Annotated in this window: 13 protein-coding genes; 11 read left to right on the forward strand and 2 right to left on the reverse strand. The window is 35.2% G+C overall.

Annotation, left to right across the window (positions count from 1 at the left end):
• The first annotated feature begins 68 nt into the window (after window positions 1–68).
• Window positions 69–1,124: a glycoside hydrolase family 76 protein gene (locus ABID42_RS07885; protein ID WP_323259282.1), complete on the forward strand. Its 1,056-nt coding sequence runs from the start codon at window positions 69–71 to the stop codon at window positions 1,122–1,124.
• Window positions 1,125–1,234: 110 nt separating this feature from the next.
• On the opposite strand, the gene ABID42_RS07890 is transcribed toward ABID42_RS07885, so the two are convergent.
• Window positions 1,235–3,685 (reverse strand): glutaminase family protein, encoded by a 2,451-nt coding sequence (locus ABID42_RS07890; RefSeq protein WP_367283171.1) that lies wholly within the window; start codon window positions 3,683–3,685, stop codon window positions 1,235–1,237.
• A gap of 282 nt (window positions 3,686–3,967) precedes the next feature.
• Here ABID42_RS07890 and ABID42_RS07895 point away from each other — a divergent pair, with 282 nt between their 5' ends.
• From ABID42_RS07895 to ABID42_RS07940, 10 genes are all read left to right on the forward strand, one after another.
• A complete protein-coding gene (locus ABID42_RS07895) occupies window positions 3,968–7,024 on the forward strand; it encodes a ligand-binding sensor domain-containing protein (RefSeq protein ID WP_367283172.1) in 3,057 nt (1,018 codons plus the stop codon).
• Between the two features lie 18 nt (window positions 7,025–7,042).
• Complete coding sequence (locus ABID42_RS07900; protein WP_323259276.1) at window positions 7,043–7,813, forward strand: response regulator; 771 nt, start codon at window positions 7,043–7,045, stop codon at window positions 7,811–7,813.
• 470 nt (window positions 7,814–8,283) lie between these two features.
• Entirely contained in the window at window positions 8,284–8,832 is a 549-nt protein-coding gene (locus tag ABID42_RS07905; protein ID WP_323259274.1) for an RNA polymerase sigma-70 factor, read from the forward strand.
• 177 nt (window positions 8,833–9,009) lie between these two features.
• Entirely contained in the window at window positions 9,010–9,978 is a 969-nt protein-coding gene (locus tag ABID42_RS07910) for a FecR family protein (protein ID WP_367283173.1), read from the forward strand.
• 287 nt (window positions 9,979–10,265) lie between these two features.
• Window positions 10,266–13,634 carry a SusC/RagA family TonB-linked outer membrane protein gene (locus ABID42_RS07915; RefSeq protein WP_367283174.1) on the forward strand — a complete coding sequence of 1,123 codons (3,369 nt, stop codon included), beginning with the start codon at window positions 10,266–10,268 and terminating at the stop codon, window positions 13,632–13,634.
• A 13-nt stretch (window positions 13,635–13,647) separates the two neighbouring features.
• On the forward strand, window positions 13,648–15,024 hold the full coding sequence (locus tag ABID42_RS07920; protein ID WP_367283175.1) for a RagB/SusD family nutrient uptake outer membrane protein: 1,377 nt from the start codon (window positions 13,648–13,650) through the stop codon (window positions 15,022–15,024).
• 82 nt (window positions 15,025–15,106) lie between these two features.
• Complete coding sequence (locus ABID42_RS07925) at window positions 15,107–16,231, forward strand: redoxin domain-containing protein (protein ID WP_367283176.1); 1,125 nt, start codon at window positions 15,107–15,109, stop codon at window positions 16,229–16,231.
• Window positions 16,232–16,321: 90 nt separating this feature from the next.
• Entirely contained in the window at window positions 16,322–17,425 is a 1,104-nt protein-coding gene (locus tag ABID42_RS07930) for a PLP-dependent cysteine synthase family protein (RefSeq protein WP_367283177.1), read from the forward strand.
• Between the two features lie 28 nt (window positions 17,426–17,453).
• Window positions 17,454–19,514, forward strand: a complete 2,061-nt coding sequence (locus ABID42_RS07935; RefSeq protein WP_367283178.1) for a protein-disulfide reductase DsbD family protein — start codon at window positions 17,454–17,456, stop codon at window positions 19,512–19,514.
• A gap of 55 nt (window positions 19,515–19,569) precedes the next feature.
• Window positions 19,570–22,407, forward strand: coding sequence for a M16 family metallopeptidase (locus tag ABID42_RS07940; protein WP_367283179.1), 2,838 nt, complete (start codon window positions 19,570–19,572; stop codon window positions 22,405–22,407).
• A 78-nt stretch (window positions 22,408–22,485) separates the two neighbouring features.
• On the opposite strand, the gene ABID42_RS07945 is transcribed toward ABID42_RS07940, so the two are convergent.
• Complete coding sequence (locus tag ABID42_RS07945) at window positions 22,486–24,018, reverse strand: SulP family inorganic anion transporter (RefSeq protein WP_367283180.1); 1,533 nt, start codon at window positions 24,016–24,018, stop codon at window positions 22,486–22,488.
• Window positions 24,019–24,044 lie beyond the last annotated feature (26 nt).

The following is a 24,044-nucleotide window of genomic DNA, read 5'->3' on the forward strand; positions in this document are numbered from 1 at the left end:
TACAGTCAAAATACTTGAATGAAACCACTTTCGGATTCCAAAATTAATTTACGCTAAACAAAAAAACGATGAAAATCAAACAACACTTTACTATTATCATCACTTTATTATTGATTAATCAAATTGCTTACAGTCAAAAATATCAGCAAGAAGCACTCAGTTTATATGAAAAAGTGCAAGAGCGATTTTATGACAAAAACGCAAAACTCTATACGGATGTCGATACCCTTGAACGAAAGTTTTCGCATTTATGGGGTTTGTGTTGCATGATTCAAGTAGTGAATGAATTAGAAAAAGCACAACCTAAAAAAGACTATATGTCTGATGTGATGAGCGCCATCAATGCCTATTATTCTGAAAAGAATTCAATCGGCGGCTACGATTCTTACTTGGTGAAATTGGGCGGTGGCGATCGTTATTATGATGATAACCAATGGGTTGGTATTGCTCTTATGGATGCTTACGAAAGAAATAAGAGAAAAGATTACTTGAAAACCTCGATAATGATTTACGATTTTATGATGACGGGCTACGACGAAGCCGCTGGTGGTGGACTTTACTGGCGTGAAGTAGATAAAATAACCAAAAATACTTGTTCGAATGCACCGGGTATTATTTTGGCTTTGCAATTGTACAAGGCTACGAAAGACAAAAAGTATTTGAAGGTGGCAGAAAATCTTTATGATTGGACAAACAAAAGGTTGCGTTCGCCAGAAGGTATTTTTTATGATAATGTAGTCATCAAAACCGATGTGATTGACAAGCACGCTTATACTTATAATACTGGTGCGATGCTTCAAAGTAATGTTTATTTATATGAAATCACGAAAGATAAAAAGTACTTGATAGAAGCGAAAACCATTGCGGAATCATCTTTAAAAACTTTTTATGCAAAACCAAAATTCAAAGATGATTATTGGTTTAATGCAGTGATGTTGAGAGCATTTAAACATCTTTACAAATATGATAAAGATGAAAAATACCTGAATGCTTTTAAAACTTGTACAGATGTTGCTTTAACAAACGACTTGAATGCACAAGGATTAATGGGAAAAAACAAAGCTGTCAATTTGGTTAATCAAGCAGGAATGATTGAAATTTTATTGAGACTTTCTGAAAAGTAGTAAATTGTTTTTGGCTGTAAATAAAAAAATGGAGCAAATTTGCTCCATTTTTTATGCGATGCCATTGCTAAATTGGATAATAGTAAACGACATCATAAACTGATTCCTCTCTATTTATTTTTCAATTTTTGTTCTAATACTTTCATGTAATAACCGCCAACAACACTTCTAGCCTGAAAACCTACCATTTTGCCCGTTTTAGTTTCGTGCCAATCGCTAATCGGTACTCTTGAATTAGTTTTAACAGCATATTCAAACATTGGGTTGACTAAAGCTTGAAAATCTTTGTCATTGTTAGTTAATACCGATGTCCAAATTACCCAGTCAGATTTTGTATAAGTCGCTCTGCTATCAAGTGGCAAACCAAATTCATTTTGTTTCGTTAAATAGTATTTTACTTCAGTATCAAAAACTTCTTTCGGGAAGTAATTCAAATTCAATACTTTATCCCAAACCAAATTATATTTCTGGCTCCAAGTCCCTTTTTTATCGAAAGTCAAAGCATAGTGGTCACCATCTTTTGCCATTTCTATCCACTTCGTTACAAAACCTTTTGTGATAGCATCATACTTTTGGTAAGTAGCGGTTTCCCCAATTTCTTTAGCTAATTGTGTGAACGTTTCAAGTGCTACAATGGCTTTGGCAGAAAGATTAATATTACGTGCTAAATGTCCTGCAAAATCATCTGTACACAATTGATTTGCTGGGTCAAAACCTTCTTTTGTTAAGAAATCAGCCCAAATTTTCATGACATCCCAATGTTTTTTGGCATAATCGTTATTGCCTTCAGCTTTACAAATGGCTGCCGCCAAAATCATCATATTACCACATTCTTCCACTGGCATGTCTTCGCCATAAGTTTGTCCGTTGGCTAATGGATATGTACCTAAATCATGCGCTGGGAATGGTTTTGCCCATTTACCACTTTCGCTGTAATAGAAAATACCATTTAACATTCCTCTCATCAATTCAGGATTATAAGCCAAGAAAAGTGGTGCCGAAGGATAAGTAACATCAACCGTATTAATAGAGCCATTACTGAAATTTTCTTTCGATAAAAACAAAGTTTCTCCCGTTGGACTTTTCAATAATTTATGCGCCGCAATACTTTGACGATAAGCCAATTCACATAATTTGGCATATTTTTCACCGCCAGCTTTCAAAGCATCATTATAAATGGTTGCGTTTGTTACTTCACATTTTTTGATGATTGAATCATACTCTTTTGACGCTAAATCTAGCTGACTTTCGATACTTATTGTGCCATTATTATTCCACCAAGGACGAAGATTTTGTCCAAAATATTGGATGGCATACAAATCGTCATAACCCAACATGATTACTTGTTCTTTTTGAGAAGAAGTAATTTTGCCCATGTCAACGATTGTATTCAATACCAAACGCTTTCCTGATGAAAGTTCCGTTCCTGTTGATTGAAATGGATTAACAGGCATATTGCTAATTGATTGTTTTACATTCGCTCCCGTTTTGGTAGCTACATACATATAACCCCAATCAATACGAAGGTCATCGCCTCTTTTCTTTAAAATGGCTTGCTCTTCCGTTCCAGCTTTTAAAATACTGAGATGATTACTGTTATATTTTTCGACTTTTACTACTTGTGCAGTCGTGTTGGTAGCAATGTCCGTCGAAGCACCCAAGTACAATTGTACACTATGTTGCTTTCCATCATTCGCTTTTACTTTAGCGCTGATATAAGAAACTGGTCTAGCCAAAATATCAAGTTCATTGATTAATAAAGGCGAAGTGAACGTAAGTGTAAGGTTTGTTTTGCCACAAGTAAAGTCATAAATAGTTTGTGTAGCGTTCAATTTTACACTTTTTTGTGCTGCCAAACGAATCAAATTTTCAGCGGGATTAATTACTTTTTCAACAATGCCTGCGTCTAACAGTGCATCGCCACCGCCAGTATTTTTTACATGAATCGCTAAAACGTTTTTACCTTTTTTGAGTTTACTTTTCATTTCGGTTGACATTGGCAAGTAAAGGAACTTCCCTGCGCAACAGCCTGCTGTGTAAATCAAATCTCCATTCAAATACACTTTTACTTCGTCATCGTACTGTAATTTTAAGATGGGTTCTTTAAAATTTATCTTATCCAAGGTGAATTCACGACGAACCCAAATATCGTTCGTCAACCATAAAGTTTTTGAAGTACCTCTTACATTACCGAAAGGCGCTAAACCATTTTGCCATTGTTTATCATCAAAATTAGGATTCATCCAATCTTCCGAAGGCTTTGTTTCTGTGTATTTTGCTGTATAATTTACTTCATCACCTGCTGGTAAAATACTGCTATAATTTGTGCTTGGTGCTCCTAAAAAGCGGTAAGTTTGTCCATCAACTTTTAACATTCCAATCAAAGAATGGTCTGTACCCGTCCAATGTTTGGTTGGCGAAGCATTCAAATTGTCGCTATTCGACCAAATACTAAAATATGGGTCATGCGTAATGAGCGGATAAGCAGGGGCTTTAGTACTTTGGGCAAACGTAAAGGCTGTTTTGCACAATATCAAGCCGAATAAAATCAGTTTTTTCATGTTAAAATGATTTGAAAAATAATGTTGTTGGGCATCAATACAACTGTAATTGAATAGATGGCTACAAAATTAGCGTTTCAATTTTCCACACTTAATTCAATAAGTATCATTATTTCTCCATAATGTTTCATTTTATATTGTTTGTATTATTATTTCATAACTTTATCATCACAAAGGCAATCATTCATTCTCAGATTCAATTTATACTTTTTGAAAAAACAGCAACATATCGTATTTCTGCTAGGCGTCACCCTTATTTTGTCTTTTTATCTGAACAAAAGTATGGCGCAATCCTACTTTTTTAGGCATTATCAAGTAGAAAATGGACTTTCTAATAATACCGTTTATTGCAGCGCACAAGACAAAAATGGCTTTCTTTGGTTCGGAACAAAAGACGGACTAAATCGTTTTGATGGCTATCGCTTCAAAACATTTAAGGCAAGTGAAGAGAATAATTTCAATCCCGATTTGATTCATTGTCTCAAAACCGACACTGAAGGGAAGTTATGGGTTGGCAATACCAAAGGTTTATATTATTTTGATAATGAAAAGGAACGTTTGGTTCGTTTTATTAAATCGGAATTGGTAGATGAAATCAACGCCATTGCCCAAGATGGTAAAAACCAACTTTGGTTTATTTCGAGGTTAATGCTTTGTCGCTACAATTTTGAGAAAAAAGTACTGACGGTTTTCCCAACTTATGATTTTTTTGAAGCTACTTCATTAGCCGTAGATGCTGATGGTAAACTTTGGACATCGACAAGTAACGGTTTTCTAAAGAAATTCAATGAGCAAACTGGTACTTTTAGCACTTATGATGTTTTCTGGCATTCACCTAAAGTTTCCCCTAATTGGATTCATAAAATGTACTTTGTCGGTAAAAATACTTTGTACATCGGAACTGCCAGCCAAGGTTTAAAGCAATTTGACATCCCGACGGCTACTTATAAAGATATTTTGAGTGTGAATCCAGATAAAACCAAAGTACATGTGCGTGATATTCAACAATATTCTGAACATGAATTATGGTTTGCCACCGAATCTGGCATTTTTATTTTGAATACGCTGACGAACAAATTCATCAATCTCAAAAAGAAATTTTTGGATCCATTTTCTTTGGCAGACAATGCCGTTTATTCGCTTTGTAAAGACAAAGAAGGTGGAATGTGGGTCGGTACTTATTTTGGGGGAATCAACTTTTACTCTAAAAGACATTCTCTTTTTCAAAAGTTTTTTGCCGATAATTCTAAAAAATCCATCAGCGGAAATGCCGTCAGAGAAATTTGTGAAGACCGTTTTGGAAATATTTGGATTGGTACTGAAGATGCAGGTTTGAATAAGCTCAACCCAAAAACGGGTGCCATTACACAGTTTTTACCAACAGGTGAAAAAACGAGTATTTCTTACTCCAATATTCACGGTTTGTTAGCTGCTGGAAATGATATTTGGATAGGAACTTTTGAACACGGTTTGGATGTGCTAGACATCCGAACTGGCAAAGTGCGCCGTCATTATAATGTTGGCACAGGCAAAAATGATTTAAAACACAGCTTTATTGTTAGTTTTTTACAAACGAAATCAGGGGATATTTATGTGGGTGGTGCTACGGCTTTGTATAAATATAATCCAAAAATTGATGGCTTTGAAATAATAAAAGAAATGCCTTACAATATTTGGGTTTCTACGATTATTGAAGATAGCCAAGGTACTATTTGGGCGGGTTCGCATGGTGGGATTTATTACTTTAATCCAATTACCAAAGAAAAAGGACACCTAAGGCATGAAGCCAATAGCACTACTAGCCTCACCAACAATAACATCAATGCCATTTATGAGGATAGCCAACATTGCATTTGGTTTTCTACAGAAGGCGGTGGACTTTGTAAATTAAGTAATGACCGAAAAACCATTACTAGCATTACTACCAACGATGGTTTGCCAAGTAATTTTGTCTATAAAGCTTTAGAAGATAAACAGCATAATATGTGGATTACGACTTCTAAAGGACTGGTAAATTATAATCCGACAAGCAAAGAAATGGTTACTTATACCAAAGACAATGGCTTACTAACCGACCAGTTTAATTATAATTCTGGCTACCAAGATGCCAATGGCAAAATGTATTTTGGTAGCGTAAAAGGAATGATTACCTTCAATTCGAATGAGATTATAAAAACATCTAGTTCGGCACCGATTTATATCACAGGTTTTAGTGTAGAAAACAAAGAACAGGAAATTGATGGTCAGCATTCACTGTTAAAAAAGTCGATTATTTACACCAACGAAATTACTTTGCCTTATGATAAATCGTCTTTCAATATAGAATTTGCCGCATTGAGTTATATTTCGCCCGAAATGACTGAGTACAGTTATTTTATGAAAGGCTTGGATAAAGAATGGACAGCCATCAAACCCAATCGTAAAGTATATTTCACCAATCTTGCACCCAGAAAATACACTTTCCACTTAAAGGCTTATATTAATGGTAATTGGAGTAAAGAAGAAAAGATTCTGATAATCAATATTTTACCCCCTTGGTGGGCTACAATTTGGGCTTATTTATGTTATGGAATCATTACGATTTCGTTGATTTATTATTTATTAAGAACTTATTTAATCATCATTGAAGATAAAAAAGCGAAGGAAATTTATGAAGCCAAAATTGACTTTTTTACCAATTTAGCCCATGAAATCAGAACGCCACTTACTTTGATAAAAGGACCAGTAGAGAATCTTTTAGAACAAGTAGAAGAAAATCCAGATATTAAAGAAGACGTGGTGCTGATGGAAAGAAACACCAATCGTTTAATTGCTTTGGTGACCCAAATTCTGGATTTCAGGAAAGTTGAAACCAAAAGTTTTACGGTAGATTTTATCAGCATAAATATCACCGAAATGCTCAAGGATTCTTATAGCAATTTTACTTTGCTGACTAAAAAGCGAAGACTAGCGTATAGCATTGATTATCCGCCAAATGATATTTTTGCTTTAGTCGATGAAGAAGCTTTAAACAAAATTTTCAGTAATCTTTTTAGTAATGCCATCAAATTTGCGCAAAAGAAAGTAGCGATTCGTCTTTTGCCATTACTGGAAAATGCAGATTATATCACTATTGAATTTGAAAATGATGGATTGAGTATTCCTTTTGAGATGAAAGAAAAGATTTTTGAACCTTTTTATCGCCTCAAAGAATCTAAACAAGAAGGTACTGGCATTGGCTTGGCTTTGGCTAGGTCGCTGACTGAATTACTCCATGGCGATTTATTTTTGAAAGAAACAGCCGACGGCTCAATTGTTTTTGTATTGCAATTGCCCCTTGAAAGAACCAATAAAGCTTAAAAATTAATGACAAACGATATGCAACCCGTCGTATTATTAGTAGATGATAATGACGAAATTTTAGAATTCTTGGAAAGAATGCTCAAAAGTAAGTACGCCATCCTGAAAGCAGAAGATGGTGCAGAAGCTTTGAAAATTTTGGAAAGAGAGTCCGTACAATTAATTATCAGCGATGTGATGATGCCCGTGATGGATGGTTTTGAATTGTGTAAAAAAATTAAATCAAATGTTGAGTTTTCGCATATTCCAGTAATTTTATTGACTGCCAAAAACGCTATTCAAGCCAAAGTAGAAGGTTTGGAACTAGGTGCTGATGCCTATATTGAAAAACCATTTTCTAAAGAATACCTCCAAGCACAAATTGCCAGTTTACTGAATAATCGAAATATCATCCGGGAATATTTCGCCAATTCTCCATTGATTCACATCAAAAGTATGGCGCATTCAAGGGCAGACGAGTTATTCTTAGAAACCCTTCATGATACCATTACCAAAAATATTGAAGATACAGATTTAGATGTAGAAAAATTGGCAGAAATCATGAACATGAGCCGCATAACGCTTTATCGAAAAATTAAAGCCATTTCAGTACTCACGCCCATCGAACTCATTAACATTACTCGTTTGAAAAAAGCCGCTGAATTATTGGCACAAGGAAATCACCGCATTTTCGAGGTTTCTTATATGGTTGGTTTTAGTTCACAAAGTAATTTTGCCCGAAATTTCCAGAAGCAATTCAATGTTACGCCTACCGAATACATGAATTCTAAACAATTAGAAAAGAAGTAAAATTACCTTTTATTCGCTTCATTTTTCTTCCATTTATTCTCCAAAAATCAATAGCTTTTCTTATCCTTTGTGCAATTAATCTTGTAAAAAACAGGAATATGATTGCGCTATTGATTGTATTTTGTAATTTTGTCTATAGTTTTTATAGATTATACATTATAACAAATGTAATCAAATAAAAACAACAGGTTTAATTTTCAATATTTTTCAGCTGTTTTTTTGTCAATCAAATGCGTTGAGCTTGCGAAAAGATTTATATTTTGACTTTTTTTTGTTTTTTTATTAAAAATCAGTTCCATTTATACATTTTTTGGAAAAAATATCAATCCTAAATAAGATGTTTGTAGCTTTATGATTCAGATTGAAAATCCTCATATTTTTTGTAATTTCACAAAATAGAGCTTGAAAAAATTCATAACCCTAAAGCGATAAATAAAACGATATTACATACTGACCAAGAATTATTTGCTTTGATACAGCAAGGCGATACTTTAGCTTTTGATGAAATTTATGAAAAGTACTGGGCTAAATTATATGCTTTTGCTTACAATCGTCTTAGAGAAAAAGAAGCCTGTGAAGAAATCATCCAAGATATTTTTGTTTCACTTTGGTCTAATCGTGAAAATCTTCAAATTACGAGCTCTCTTTCAGGCTATCTTTTCCAAGCAGTAAAGTACCAAATGTTGAATTTTATGAAATCAACACAAGTACGAAATAGCTATATTGATAGCTTTAACCATTTCAGAGATGCTCTTTTTGATGATTCAACCAATGAACAAATGGCATTGAATGATTTGAAAATGATGCTAGAAAAAAGCATAGAAGAGCTTCCAGAAAAATGTCAAGAAGTATTTCGACTCAGTAGAATTCATCATTTAAGTATCCAAGAAATTGCGCTTCAATTAAACATTTCTCATAAGACCGTCGAAAATCATCTTAGTAAAGGACTCAAACATTTGCGTAGTTCCTTGGGCGATTTTTTAGTTTTCAGCATTTTTTTTGAATTATTTATACACTAAAAAACCTGTTTTTTTAGCCGTATTAAGCTATTTTAAAAAAAGATTAAATATTTTCATTTTGAGATAGGTGTATTTCGCCTTTGCATTTACTTCACTATAAGAGGATACATAAAATAATATTTGGGCATTCATGAATCTTCCAAAATATTATTTTATCTACTCATTTTTAAAACAGCAATGAAAGATTTAAAACTTATAGTACTTATTGACAAGTACCAACAAGGCAACTGTACGCCAGCAGAAAAATTAATTGTTGAAGAATGGATGAATTCTTTAGCAATTGAGGAAAACGCCTTTGAGGAAATAAATGAAAAAGAAAAATTGGCTATCAAACAAAGAATGTTTGCCAAAATCAAGGAAGAAATTAAGCCCTTACCTAAAGAAACGGTAAAGCTTTTTAATTGGGCTGCTTATGTTAAAATAGCAGCAGTTTTGGTTGTTTTTATCGGTTTGGCAGTTTCATTAGTACTTGCTTATGATGTATTCGATTGGAAAAATGAAACATTACAGGCTTCGTCGGAAGGACAAACCAAAAAAATAATGCTTCCTGATGGCAGTATTATTTGGTTGAAGGGAAAAAGTACTTTGACTTATCCAGAACATTTTGACCAAGCCACTCGTGAAGTAAGTTTAAGCGGTGAAGCACTATTTGAAGTAGCCAAAGATGCCCAACATCCTTTCATCGTTCATTCAGGAAATATGGATACTCGTGTGTTGGGAACAAGTTTTAACATCAGACCCATCGGTAAGCATATCGAAGTCGTAGTTTTTACTGGGAAAGTAACCGTTTCATTGGCTAACACGAATAAGCAACTGTTGATACTACCTTCAGAAAAAGCTATTTGTATGCCTGCTGAAAAGGAAATTAAAGCACAAACAAACGTTCAAAAAGAAGAATATTTGGCAAATACTGAATACAACATGAATTTTGAAGATGCTCAAATGAGTGAAATCATCAAGAAAATTGAAGCTAAATTCGATGTTAAAGTAAAACTAACAGATAATACCGTAGCCAATTGTTTGATTACAGCAGATTTCACAGATCAGTCTTTAGTAAAAACTTTTGAAGTACTTTGCCAAACCTTGAATGGCACTTTTGAGATAGAAAACAATAGCGTCTGGCTGAAAGCAGAAGGATGTAAATAGAGTGATGAGTTATGAATTATAAAATATGAAAAAACAGGTTTATCAATGATTAAAATGCCTAAAGCTTACCGCCCAAAGCCTACAGCAATAAAAATAAAACCAAACTAAATAATCAACAAACCCCAATATAATCCTTAATGACAGAAAAAAAATCGTAAAAAAAGGCAAGAGTGTTCCCAGCACTCCTGCCTTGGCTCAATCATTTCATAACACCGTTTGGAAAACGGTGATGAGAAACTATTGTCTTATTCCTCCATTTCAACAAAGAATAAAACCCAACCAAAGGTATGATAGAAAATTATCGAATCAAAGACTTAACCCTAAGAATTATGCGGTTTACCATGTATCAAGCCATCATAATTATGGTTTTTACTGGAATCATCAATGCTCATGTAAATTTTGCACAAGGAGTTCTTAATCAAGGTGTTTCCATCAAAATTGAAAACGTTTCACTCAAAAGTGCTTTGTCACGTTTGGAAAAAGAAGCGAAAATAAAGTTTGTTTACAGTAGCAGTCAAATCAATTTGAATCAAACGGTAAGTGTTACTTCTTCTAAAGAATCTTTAGGAATTTTATTGGATGGATTACTTAAACCGATGGGCATAAAATATGCCGTGAAAGATGACCATTTGATTATTCTTTCTCGTAGTGCCAACAATACTCCTTTGAATTTATTGAAAGGAAGCACTGTAACGAGTACTTCTAGTGAAGCAGTAAAGGAAGACGTTACAGGTATTGTTACCTCTGCCGAAACGGGCGAACCTTTAATAGGGGTATCTGTAACTGCCAAAGGTACACCATTTGGAACTATCACAGATGAAAACGGTAAATTCCGCATTTTGGCAAAGAAAGGATACATTCTTTTGTTTACTTATGTTGGTTTTGAATCATATACAATTACAGTTGGAAATGCTACGGATTTAAAAATATCGCTAAAGCCTTCTCAAAAAGCCTTGGATGAAGTAGTGGTAATTGGTTATGGAACTTCATCAAAAAGAATCAATACGGGTTCGGTAAGTTCAATTACTTCGGCTGAAATTTCAAAACAACCAATTGCCAACGTATTGGCTGCTTTGCCTGGACGTATTCCTGGAGCGCAGATTGCACAAAATAACGGACTTCCAGGAAGTGCGGTACAAATCCAAATCCGTGGTCAGGGTTCACTTTCTTCAGGTACAATTCCTTTGTATGTAATTGATGGTGTGCCATTTACGAATTTCAACGGTGGTTCGCCAGCGACAGACAATTTGAATGCTTTTGGTACTTCTGGTGCAAATGGTGGCGTGAGTCCATTTAGTATGATTAACCCAGCCGACATCGAACGTATTGATATTTTGAAAGATGCAGATGCTACTTCAATTTATGGTTCTCGTGGTGCGAATGGCGTAGTATTGATTACGACCAAAAGAGGAAAATCAGGTAAAACGAAATTTGATGTCAATGCTTCAACGGGTTTTAGTGAATTGAATCGTTTTATCCCGATGTTGAATCCTGAACAATATTATGATTTAAGAACGCAAGCATTCAAAAACGATGGTATTACGCCAACAGTTAATAATGCCCCAGATTTATTGGTTTGGGATAAAACTAAAACAACCGACTGGCAAAAGTTTTTATTGGGTGGAACTGGTAAAATCAATGATATTCAAACAACACTTTCGGGCGGTGATGCCAATACTCGTTTCTTGTTTAATGCAGGTTATAGAACTGAAACAACAATTTTTCCGGGCGATTTTTCAAACAAAAGATTTACAAGTCGTTTGAATTTAGACCATAATTCAAAAAATAGAAAATTGAATGTTGCTTTTGCTGTAAGTTATTCGAAAGACAATACCAATCTACCACAAAGTGATGTGAGTATGGTGTATAATTTACCGCCAAACTTGCCATTGTATGATGCAAACGGAAAATGGTTTTGGTCATCAAATTTCACGAATCCATTGTCAACTTTGGGAAGAACTTATTTATCAAATAGTTCTAACTTAATTGCTAATGCAAGTGTGAAATATAATGTATTTTCTGGCTTCAATATCAAATCAAACTTTGGTTATACCATTACTGATTTAGACCAGAAAAATTTAACGCCTGCTTCGGTATTGAATCCTGTTTCAAACCCAACAAGTAATTCTGTTTTTGCGAATAATAAGGCACAAAACTACATTATTGAACCAACAGCAGAATATACAAAAGAAATTGGCGAAGGTAAATTATTAGCAGTAGCAGGAGCAAGCTGGCAACATAATACTTCAAATGGATATTATATCACAGGAAGTAATTATAGTAGCGAAGCATTATTGAATACGCTTTCGGCAGCAGGTTTAATTACCATCAATTACAACAACATTGTAGAATATAAATACAATGCACTTTTCGGTCGTGTAAATTATGATTGGAAAGGGAAATACTTTGCTAACGCTACTTTCCGTAGAGATGGTTCTTCTCGTTTTGGTCCAAATAATCGCTTCGGAAACTTTGGTGCAATTGGTGCAGCTTGGGTTTTCAGTGAAGAAGATTTCGCTAAAAAATTACCAGTATTGAGTTTCGGTAAATTAAGAGCAAGTTATGGAACTACTGGTAACGACCAGATTTCTAACTACTTATATTTACCGCTTTACAGTACTTCAGGAACGTACTTGAATAATCCTGTGATGAACCCTGCTACTTTACCAAATGCCGATATTCAATGGGAAACAACAAAGAAATTTGAACTGGCCTTAGAATTAGGTTTCTTGAAAGATAAAGTATTATTAACAGCAGAATATTATAATAACCGTTCAAGTAACCAAATTGCTTACTTGCGTTTGCCAACACAAACTGGTTATAATGCCATTCTATCAAACTTACCTGCTTTGATTGAAAACAGCGGTTTAGAATTTGATTTGAATACAACAAATGTTTCTGCTGGCGACTGGAAGTGGACTTCTACCTTCAATATTACTTTACCGAAAAACAAATTAGTTGAATTCCCAGGCATAGAGAATACTTTCTCTAGTGGTTCTTATGTAGTTGGACAACCAATCAACTTTACAAAAGTCCTTCACTATTTGGGTGTTGACCCAAAGACAGGAGCTGCTCAATATGAAGACATCAACAAAGATGGCGTGGTTACTTTTGATGACCGTTATGTAGCGAAAATCGGAACGCCTTATTATGGTGGTTTAGGGAATAGTGTTTCTTATAAAAACTTCCAATTAGATTTCTTCTTCCAATACAATCATCGTTTCGGACAAACCAATATTTTAAATAACAGACCGGGAACTTTGAATAACCAAAATACTTCGTATTTGAATGTTTGGAAACAAGAAGGTGATGTTACGAATATTCCAGCAGCAACGACCACAGCAGGTACAGCTTTGTATAATTCATACAATTTCTTCAGCTCGTCGGATGCTTTCTGGGGAGATGCTTCTTACTTGAAATTGAGATCAGCAAGTATTGCTTACAATGTTCCTAAAAACATTTCAAAAGTATTGGGAATGACCAATTGTAGAATTTATGTACAAGGACAAAACTTGTTTACGTGGTCTAAGAACAAATACATTTTAGATACAGAAACTACTGTTGGCGGTGGCCCTCCAGGTTTAGGGACAGGTACAATTGCACAGGTTTTACCGCCACTTAGAACGATTTTGTTTGGTATCAATTGCTCATTTTAATTAAGGAAATATCATGATAAATATCCATAAAAAATTCAAAGGAGTATTTTGGGCGACAGCCATCACTTCCTTATCGCTTTTTTCTTCATGCGAATCGTTTGTAGAATTAGGTGCACCGCCTACGCAGGTTGTTTCTGAAGATGTTTTCAAAGCTGATGCCACGGCTTCAAGTGCTATTTTAGGTTTGTATTCAGGAACGAACATGAGTCAATTTGTTCAAGGATGTACTTTCTTTCCAGGCATGTCGGCAGATGATATTCAGTATAATGCAGCCAATACATCTTATGATGAATTTGAAAATAATGCTTTGAGTACCAATAACTCTTTGGTAGAAAATACGATTTGGGCTTATTCTTATCAACAAATCAAAAATGCAAATAATGCAATTTCGGGTTTGAATAAATCACAAACATTGACACCAACAGTAAAAGAACAATTATTGGGCGAAGCAAAATTTGTCAGAGCATTATCGTACTTCTATTTGGTGAATTTATTTGGTGATGTACCGATGTCGCTAACACCAGATGCTGACTATGAAGCAAAAGCAAGTTTGCCAAGAACACCCGCTACTGCTATTTGGGCACAAATCATCACTGATTTAAAAGAAGCTCAAGCACATTTACCTGTTACTTATGTGGGTACTTTCAAAGGCCGTGTCAACAAACATGCCGCTACTACGTTGTTGGCACGTGCTTATTTGTACAGCAAAGATTGGGCAAATGCTGAAAGCCAAGCAAGTCAAGTAATTACGGCACAGGCTTATACTTTGCCAGCACCAGCCGATGCTTTTGTGAATACAAGTAATGAAATTATTTGGCAAGTAGCCAACACAACGGGAGTTTCTATTTTCGGAGGGAATTACTTGGCAGCGACAGGTGTCATTCCAGCTTTTTCACTTTATGATACTTTGTACAAATCGTTTGAAGAAGTTGATTTAAGAAAAACCAATTGGACGGGCGTTACCAAAATTGGTACAAACAATTATTATTTTATCAACAAATACAAAGTAAGAACAGGCACAGGCAATGAATACAGCGTTGCTTTGCGTTTTGCAGAATTGTATTTGATTCGTTCAGAAGCAGCAGCACAACAAGGTAAATTGACAGAGGCCAAAGCTGATGCCGACATTATTCGTAAAAGAGCAGGATTACCAGCTTTATCAAGTTCGTTGACCAAAGAACAATTATTATTGGCAATTGAACAAGAACGTAAAGTAGAGTTTTTCGGAGAATGGGGACATCGTTGGTTAGACTTAAAACGTACCAACAGAGCCGATGCAGTTTTGGGAGGATTGAAACCAAAAACTTGGAAATCGACTGCATCACTTTATCCAATTCCTGAAAATCAAAGACTTGCAAACAGAAATTTGACACAGAATTCAGGATATTAAATCAAATAGGAATGGGATGAATCCCATTCCTATTGATAAAAAATTGAACCCAAAAATCATTCACAATAAACAAGTAAAGGTTATGAAAAAAATAGTAATGGCATTGAGCTTATTAGCTCTGTCGATTTCTGGTATGATGGCGCAAACAAAGCCAGCAGAGAAAGAAGAAGTATTTAGCCTTACAGGAAAAATTGAAGGATTAAAAGATGAAAAAATCTTCCTTTCGCACTATAATGGTAAAGGTTTCGACGTTGATTCTTTAGTAAGTGCCGACGGAAAATTTATCTTCAAAGGGAAAATAAAATATCCATCTATCTATGGTTTATATTTGAATCCTAGAAAAGAACGCCTTAATATTTTTGTACAAGGAGGAGCTATTTCGGTACAAACTACTAAAGATTCTATCAGCAAAGGAACAGTAAAAGGTTCGCCTTTGCACAACGAATGGATGATACACCGCAAACAAATGGAAGGAGCGTATGCCATTATGAGTCAGTCGGATAAATTATACAGAACTACTGTAAAAACGAATAATCCAGATAGTGTTGCCATCAGACAGAAGGCTCATACACTATTTGTTGCTGGGGAAGCTTATGCTGATAGTATTTGCAGACAATTCATTACGACTCGCCCTAATTCTATGATTAGTGCATTTATCATCAATAGCTATTTCATGGGTGCGGGTTCTGAAAACAAAGCGAAAGAATATTATAACCTTTTAGCTAAAAGTGCTCAGTCTTCATATTATGGAACAAGTGTTAAAGAGTTTTTAGACAAATCAGCAAAAGTTGATGTTGGTAGAATGGCTCCAGCTTTTAGCATGGCAGATACTACTGGCAATGCTTTTACTTTAGCATCGCTTAAAGGTAAATATGTATTGGTAGATTTCTGGGCAAGCTGGTGTGGACCATGTAGAAAAGAAAACCCAAATGTTGTAAAAGCGTATAATGAATACCGTGATAAGAATTTTGAAATTGTGGGTGTTTCTTTAGACGATAAAAAAGCCAATTGGTTAAAAGCTATCAATGCTGATAAATTGACTTGGATTCACGTTTCAGATTTAAAAGGTTGGCAAAATGAAGCAGCAAAAATGTATGCTGTAAGTGCTGTTCCGATGAATTTCTTGTTGGATAAAAATGGTAAAATCATTGCCAAAAACCTCAGAAGTGAAGAGCTTCATAAAAAACTAGCTGAATTAATTCACTAATCAAATCACTAGATTAATAGTTGCTTTCTTGTATTGTGTAAGCTCTTTGCTTACACAATACACAAAGTAGTATTGCTCAAACATGACTGAATGCAAGATTTGCTCATCAGAATTAATACAAAAATGCACTCATCAACACAAATAAATCCATTAAAAAAGGACTTACAAGAAAAATTTAATCACCTTTGGCATTTGGTGGGCAATACGCCAATGCTTGAGATTTTCTATTCATACAAAGGCAGTATTCGCTCGCTATATGTAAAATGCGAACAGTATAATCTTACGGGAAGTATCAAAGACCGAATGGCTTTGTATATTCTTCAAAAGTCATATCAAGAAGGTAAAATTTCTCCGAACGATTTAATCGTTGAAGCCACCAGCGGAAGTACTGGTATTTCTTTTTCTGCCATTGGTCGCACGTTGGGGCATCCTGTTCAAATCATCATGCCCGATTGGCTCAGTAAAGAACGAATGGACATAATTGCCAGTCTCGGCGCTAAAATCACATTGATTTCTAAAGAAGAAGGCGGTTTTTTAGGAAGTATTCGCCTTTCAGAACAAATGGCGGCAATGAATACTAATATTTTCTTACCCCGTCAATTTGCGAATGATTATAATGCTGATGCTCATCAAGTTACTACTGGAAAAGAAATCTGGTTACAATTACAAAATATAGATATTACTCCCGATGCTTTCGTTGCAGGTGTCGGTACTGGCGGAACAGTAATGGGCGTAGGACGCTACCTAAAATCTAGAAATCCTGCTATTTGTGTGCATCCTTTAGAACCTGAAGAATCACCAACACTTACAGCAGGTAAAAAAATAGGAACACATCGTATTCAAGGTATTTCAGATGAATTTATTCCTGAAATTATCAAGTTTGATGAACTAGAAAAGCCTGTTCAAGCTAGCGATGGAGATTCTATTATTGTTGCCCAAAAACTAGCTCATCAATTGGGCTTGGCTGTTGGTATTTCTTCTGGAGCAAACTTGATTGGGGCAATTAAATTACAAGAGAAAATGGGTGCTGATGCTCGAATCGTCACGATTTTGTGTGACGACAATAAAAAATATTTGAGTACCGATTTGATGAAAGAGGAAAACCCAAAAGAAGGCTATCTTTCTACTGAAATAGATTTTATTAATTATCGTCCTATCAGTCGTTTATCTATTTTATCTCCTCGTATTATTTAACCATCGTTGTAATCAAAAACAACTCTTTATGAAAAAGATATTTCTTTTTTTATCGCTATTGCTATGCTTTTGTTCAGAAGCTCAGATTGAAAAACCTGTGAAATGGTCTTTCAAAGCAAAACCGATTACTGGGCAAGAAGTAATGCTTACTTTCTCCGCAAACATCGACAAGCATTGGCATATTTATTCACAACATATTAGTGATGGTGGACCAGTACCAACTTCGTTTAATATCAGTCCATCGCCTACTTTTGAACTTATTGGGAAAGTAATCGAAGAAAGTAAAGTGATTAAAGCTTACGACCAATCTTTCAGTATGGACTTACTTTGGTTTGAGCATACCGCTAAGTTTTCTCAGAAAATAAAGCTCAAAGAAAATAAAGCCTTGGTAAAAGGAAGTGTAGAATTTATGGTTTGTAACGATGTACAATGCTTACCGCCAGACCAAGTAGCCTTTGAAATTCCTGTAAAAATTACTGCGAAAATTCCTCTTCAAAAAAATACTGCTTTAGCACTCAAAACAACAGATACACTTGTCGAGCAAGTACAAAATCAAGTAACAAATATTCAAGATACATCCGCCAGCAAATCAACAGTTACAACTATTTCCGTAGAAAAAGCTACAGAACCCAAACCGCTTTGGCTGACTTTTTTAGCAGGTTTATTAGGAGGTTTTGCAGCTATTTTAATGCCTTGTATTTTCCCGATGTTACCTATGACGGTAAGTTTTTTTACCAAAAGAGCAGGTACAAAAACCGAAGGCATCACCAAATCTTTAGTTTACGGTTTATCAATTATCGTGATTTACGTGAGCTTGGGGCTTTTGATTACCATTTTCTTTGGTGCAGATGCCCTTAACGATTTATCTACCAATGGCATTTTCAACTTCGCCTTTTTTATTTTGTTATTGGTTTTTGCCGCTTCGTTTTTTGGTGCTTTCGAAATCATGTTGCCCGCTTCTTGGCTCAATGCTTCCGATTCAAAAGCTGATAAAGGTGGTTATTTAGGCATATTTTTTATGGCTACTACGCTGGCTTTGGTCTCATTTTCTTGCACAGGACCAATTATTGGCACTTTGTTAGTACAAGCCGCTACGATGGGACAAATACTTGGACCAGCCATAGGAATGTTTGGTTTTGCTTTGGCATTGGCTTTGCCTTTTACTTTGTTTTCAATGTTTCCATCTTGGTTAAATGCGCTCCCAAAATCTGGTGGTTGGCTGAATAGTGTGAAAGTTGTTTTAGGCTTTTTAGAAGTAGCACTTGCTCTAAAATTTTTATCCAATGTAGATTTGGCTTATCATTGGCAATGGTTTGATAGAGAGATTTTCCTAGCCCTATGGATTGTTATTTTCGGTTTGCTAACCTTATACTTATTAGGCAAAGTCAAATTTTCTCATGATAGTCCTTTGGCTTACCTTTCTACTTCTCGTTTGTTTATGAGTATCGTTACGGCTGCTTTTACGGTTTATATGATTCCGGGTTTATGGGGTGCTCCGCTTGATGCCATTGCGGCATTTTTGCCACCACAACATACGCAAGATTTCGATTTATATACTTCCCGACTCGGTACAAACAGCTCAAAAACTTCTGAAAACACCCATAAATACGCCGATATTTTCCACGCTCCGCTCAATTTGGATACTTTTTTTGATTATGAAGAAGGAATAGCTTTTGCCAAAAAACAACATAAACCTGTGATGATAGATTTTACTGGTCATGCCTGTGTGAATTGTCGTAAAATGGAAGCAACCGTTTGGTCGAAGCCAGAAGTATTGAAGTATTTACAAAATGATTATGTATTGATTCAATTGTATGTGGATGACAAAACAGAACTGCCTTCACAAGAGCAATATTTGTCGGATTATAGTCAAAAGAAAATCACCACAATAGGAAAAAAATGGAGTGAAATGCAAGCTAAACGCTTCAATACCAATTCGCAACCATATTATGTTTTGCTAGATTCCGATGGCAAAGAATTAGTTAAACCACAAGGTGCAAATTATGAAGTAAACAATTTTGTACAATTCCTAGAAAGCGGATTGAAGGCTTTTACGAGTTTAAAAATTTTCCATTCGGCGACGAATTAATTCGCCTTCGAATAGGAATTATTATATTTTTTCAAATTCAGAACTTAAAATATTTATGAAAAAAACACAAGCTATCATAGCATTATTACTGGCTTTAAGCAGTACTTATATCAGTTTTTCTCAGACTAAATTGGTCGAGAAAGTCACCAAAAAAGGAAATGAATTGGTGATTCCTTATGAAAAATATATTTTGCCCAATGGTTTAACATTGATTATTCACGAAGACCATTCCGACCCTGTTGTTCATGTTGACGTAACCTATCATGTGGGTTCGGCAAGAGAAGAAATCGGAAAATCTGGCTTTGCACATTTCTTTGAACACATGATGTTTCAAGGTTCTGACCACGTAGGCGACGAAGAACATTTTAAAATTATTACTGAAGCAGGTGGCAATATGAACGGTACGACCAATCGTGACCGTACCAATTATTTTGAAACTGTTCCGAGTAATCAATTAGAAAGAGCTTTGTGGCTAGAAGCCGACCGTATGGGATTTTTATTAGATGCCGTAACGCAAGGCAAATTTGAGATTCAACGAGCTACTGTGAAAAATGAAAGAGGACAAAATTATGATAATCGCCCTTACGGTTTAGGAAGTGAATATGTTGCCAAAACGCTTTATCCTTATGGGCATCCATATTCTTGGTTAACAATAGGTTATATTGAAGACCTGAACCGAGTAAATGTAAACGACCTTAAAAATTTCTTTTTACGTTGGTATGGACCAAACAATGCCGCTTTGTCGATTGGTGGAGATGTTAATCCTAAAGAAGTAATCAAATTGGTTGAAAAGTACTTCGGTTCAATTCCTACTTGTCCTGCTGTTGATAAAACGAGCGTTCCAGCAGTGGCTTTATCAACCGACCGTTATGTAAGTTATGAAGACAATATTCGTTTTCCGATGTTGCAAATGGTTTTTCCAACCACGCCTGCATTTCATAAAGACGAAGCAGCATTAGATGTTCTCGCTCAGATTTTAGGGGGTGGCAAAACTTCCCTTTTCTACAAGAATTTTGTGAAAAATCAAAAAGCTTTGCAGGCAGGAGCCTACAATTCAACGTCAGAATTAGCAGGTGAATTTACCATGACCGTAGTTGCTTTACCCAATACTCCTTTGAACCAAATGGAGAAAATGATTAGAAGTACTTTTGAAGAATTTGAAAAAAGAGGCGTAAACGACGACGATTTGGCTCAATTCAAGGCAAATTATGAAGCAAGTACAGTTCGAAATTTATCAAGCGTATCAGGTAAAGTTTCTCAATTAGCAAATTATCAGGCATTGGCTAGTGATGCTGGTTTGTTGACCAAAGAATTAGCAAGTATTCAAGCAGTGACCAAAGAAGATGTCATGCGAGTATATCAGCAATATATTCAAGGAAAAAAAGCTGTTATTTTGAGTGTTTATCCAAAAGGCAAAAAGGAATTGATTGCTTCAGAAAATAATTTTGTTGCTCAACCAGAGAATTACCAAGCACCTAATTATGGTTATGATGGATTGAAATATGTAAAGGCAAAAGATATTTTCGACAGAAGTAAAAAGCCAGCTACTGGAGTAAATCCAGAAATGAAATTGCCTAATTATTGGAAAGAAAAATTACCAAACGGCATCAAAATAATAGGGACAAATACCAATGAAATCCCAGCCGTTACACTTTCCTTTACGATTAAAGGAGGACATTTTTTATCTGCCAATGATTTATCAAAAGTTGGAATCATGCCTTTAACCGTTGCCATGATGAACGAAGCAACGAACGAACACACTGCCGAACAACTGAGTACTTCTTTACAAAAATTAGGAAGTTCCGTTTCATTCAATTCAGGTTTAGAAGGCATTTATGTACAAGTAAATTCTTTAACTAAACATTTAGATGCTACTTTGGCGATTTTAGCAGAAAAACTTTTGAGTCCAAAATTTGCTCAAGAAGATTTTGACCGTTTAAAAAAACAACAATTAGAAGGCATCGCCAATCAAAGTACTCAGCCCGTTGCCATTGCCGATCAAGTTTTTGACAAAATACTTTATGGTAAAGAAAGTATTCAGTCATTTTCAATGAATGGAACTGCTGAAACGCTTAAAAATATTACTTTAGAAGATGTAAAATCCTTTTATCAGCAATACTTTTCTCCATCGGTTACAAACTTGATTATTGTCGGTGACATTACAAAAAATGCAATCATACCAAAACTTTCTTTCTTGACGCAATGGAAAGCCAAAGAAGTAAAAATGCCTGTGATTAATCAAGATAGAAAATCTTTAAAAACTAAAATTTACTTGGTGGACAAAGAAAATGCGGCTCAATCTGAAATCAGAATTGGTTATGCTACCAATTTACCTTACAGTCCAGTAGGTGAATATTACCAAACGTATGTGATGAATTATATTTTGGGCGGAGCATTTAATAGCCGATTAAACTTGAATTTAAGAGAAAACAAAGGTTATACTTATGGTGCTCGTTCGTCATTTAGTAATACCAAAATTTCAGGAAGTTTTACGGCACAAGCGGGAGTAAAAGCTTCTACAACAGATAGTTCAGTTGTAGAGTTTATGAAGGAAATCAAAAACTATGCAGAACAGGGAATTACTACTGATGAATTACTTTTTACCAAAAATTCTATCGGACAAAGTGATGCGCTAAAATACGAAACGCCTGTTCAAAAAGCTTCATTTTTAGGCTTAATACTTGAATATGAGCAAATTGATAATTTTGTAGAGGCTAGAAAAAATATACTAAAAAGTCTTACTCAAACAAAAGTAAATGCTTTAGCCAAACAATATTTACCTTATAGAAATATGGTAATTGTAGTAGTTGGCGACAAGAAAAACATCAAATCAGGTTTAGAAAAGCTTGGTTATGAAGTAGTGGAATTGGATAAAAGTGGTGTTGAAATATAGTTTTTGAAAATTTTATGTTTAAAAATAAGCTCATCCATTTCTTTACAGGAGAAGTGGATGAACTTTAAATAAATTCTTCTAATCTCCCGCAACTCTGTAAGTCGGGTCTTCCAGAATATTTACAACGATTACTTTATCGGCTCTGGCTAATAATTTTCTACAATCTTCGCTAAGATGTTTTAAACGAACCGTTTTGTTTAATTGAGCATAACGTTCAGTAATTTTATTGACCGCTTCAATGGCGCTCATATCTGCAATTCTACTTTCTGCAAAGTCAATTACGACTTCATTTGGGTCGTTTACAACGTCAAATTTCTCTGTAAAAGCAGTCGTTGAAGCAAAGAAAAGCGGACCATAAATTTCATAATATTTTACGCCTTTATCATCTATATATTTTCTTGCTCTGATACGTTTGGCACTTTCCCAAGCAAAAACCAAAGCAGAAATAATTACGCCTACAAGTACTGCTAAAGCTAAATTATGCAACCAAATCGTAATCCCAGCCACTAGCATTCCAACAATAATATCCTGTTTAGGCATTTTGTTGATGATTTTAAAACTCATCCATTCAAAAGTGCTAATCGCCACCATAATCATTACGCCTGTGAGAGCCGCCATCGGTAAATTTTCAATCAATGGCGAAGCAAAAAGAATAACCGACAAAATAGTAAGTGCTGCGATGATTCCTGAAAGTCTTGCTCTTGAACCCGCAGAAATATTCACTAAGGTTTGGGCAATCATCGGGCAACCGCCCATACCAAAGAAAAAACCATTCAAAATATTGGCTACTCCTTGCGCTAAAGATTCTCTGTTACCATTTCCTTTTGTCTGTGTAAGTTCATCAACCACATTGAGCGTCAGCAACCCTTCGGTTAAACCTACACCAGCCATTATCAAACCATAAGGTAAAATAATTTGAAATGTTTCAAAAGTGAAAGGAATATTTGGAATGTGAAAAGGCGGAAACCCTCCCGAAACAGAAGCAATATCTTTTACTGTTTTGGTTTCTATGTTAAGCGTAAAAACCAAAATTCCCACCACAATAATTGCCATTAATGACGCTGGAACCGCTTTACTGATTTTAGGAAAAATCAACACGATAGCAATCGTCAAAGCTACCAAACCAGCCATAATATAGAGCGGAGTACCTGATAACCAAACAGTTTTCCCATCAAGTGCCGTTTTAAATTGCTCTATTTGCGCCATAAAAATGATAACCGCCAAACCATTTACAAAGCCAAACATTACTGGTTGTGGCACCAAACGAATGAATTTTCCCAACTTAAACAAACCCACAATAATCTGAAATACTCCTGCCATTGCTACTGCGGCAAAAACATATTCTAAACCATGCGATTTCATCAAGGCAATCAATACAACTACCGTTGCGCCTGCTCCGCCAGAAATTAACCCCGGTCTTCCGCCAAAAATTGCTGTTACCAAACCCATAATAAAGGCGGCGTAAAGACCCATTAATGGTGGAAAATCAGCTAAAATGGCAAACGACAGCGATTCTGGAATCATCGTCATGGCTACAGTAAGTCCCGCTAGTACTTCTGTTTTATAATTTACTTTTTGATTAAAATCAAATAAGTTGATAGACTTTAACATTATTTTAAAATTGATTCTATAAAATA

Origin of the sequence: Arcicella rosea (assembly GCF_040543805.1) — a bacterium.
Lineage (GTDB): Bacteria > Bacteroidota > Bacteroidia > Cytophagales > Spirosomataceae > Arcicella > Arcicella rosea.

Coding starts and splice junctions, on each gene's coding strand:
- ABID42_RS07925 (WP_367283176.1), top strand. CDS start 15,107: ATGAAAAAAATAGTAATGGCATTGAGCTTATTAGCTCTGTCGATTTCT.
- ABID42_RS07890 (WP_367283171.1), bottom strand. CDS start 3,685: ATGAAAAAACTGATTTTATTCGGCTTGATATTGTGCAAAACAGCCTTT.
- ABID42_RS07885 (WP_323259282.1), top strand. CDS start 69: ATGAAAATCAAACAACACTTTACTATTATCATCACTTTATTATTGATT.
- ABID42_RS07930 (WP_367283177.1), top strand. CDS start 16,322: ATGCAAGATTTGCTCATCAGAATTAATACAAAAATGCACTCATCAACA.
- ABID42_RS07920 (WP_367283175.1), top strand. CDS start 13,648: ATGATAAATATCCATAAAAAATTCAAAGGAGTATTTTGGGCGACAGCC.
- ABID42_RS07900 (WP_323259276.1), top strand. CDS start 7,043: ATGCAACCCGTCGTATTATTAGTAGATGATAATGACGAAATTTTAGAA.
- ABID42_RS07935 (WP_367283178.1), top strand. CDS start 17,454: ATGAAAAAGATATTTCTTTTTTTATCGCTATTGCTATGCTTTTGTTCA.
- ABID42_RS07940 (WP_367283179.1), top strand. CDS start 19,570: ATGAAAAAAACACAAGCTATCATAGCATTATTACTGGCTTTAAGCAGT.
- ABID42_RS07945 (WP_367283180.1), bottom strand. CDS start 24,018: ATGTTAAAGTCTATCAACTTATTTGATTTTAATCAAAAAGTAAATTAT.
- ABID42_RS07915 (WP_367283174.1), top strand. CDS start 10,266: ATGATAGAAAATTATCGAATCAAAGACTTAACCCTAAGAATTATGCGG.
- ABID42_RS07910 (WP_367283173.1), top strand. CDS start 9,010: ATGAAAGATTTAAAACTTATAGTACTTATTGACAAGTACCAACAAGGC.
- ABID42_RS07895 (WP_367283172.1), top strand. CDS start 3,968: ATGGCGCAATCCTACTTTTTTAGGCATTATCAAGTAGAAAATGGACTT.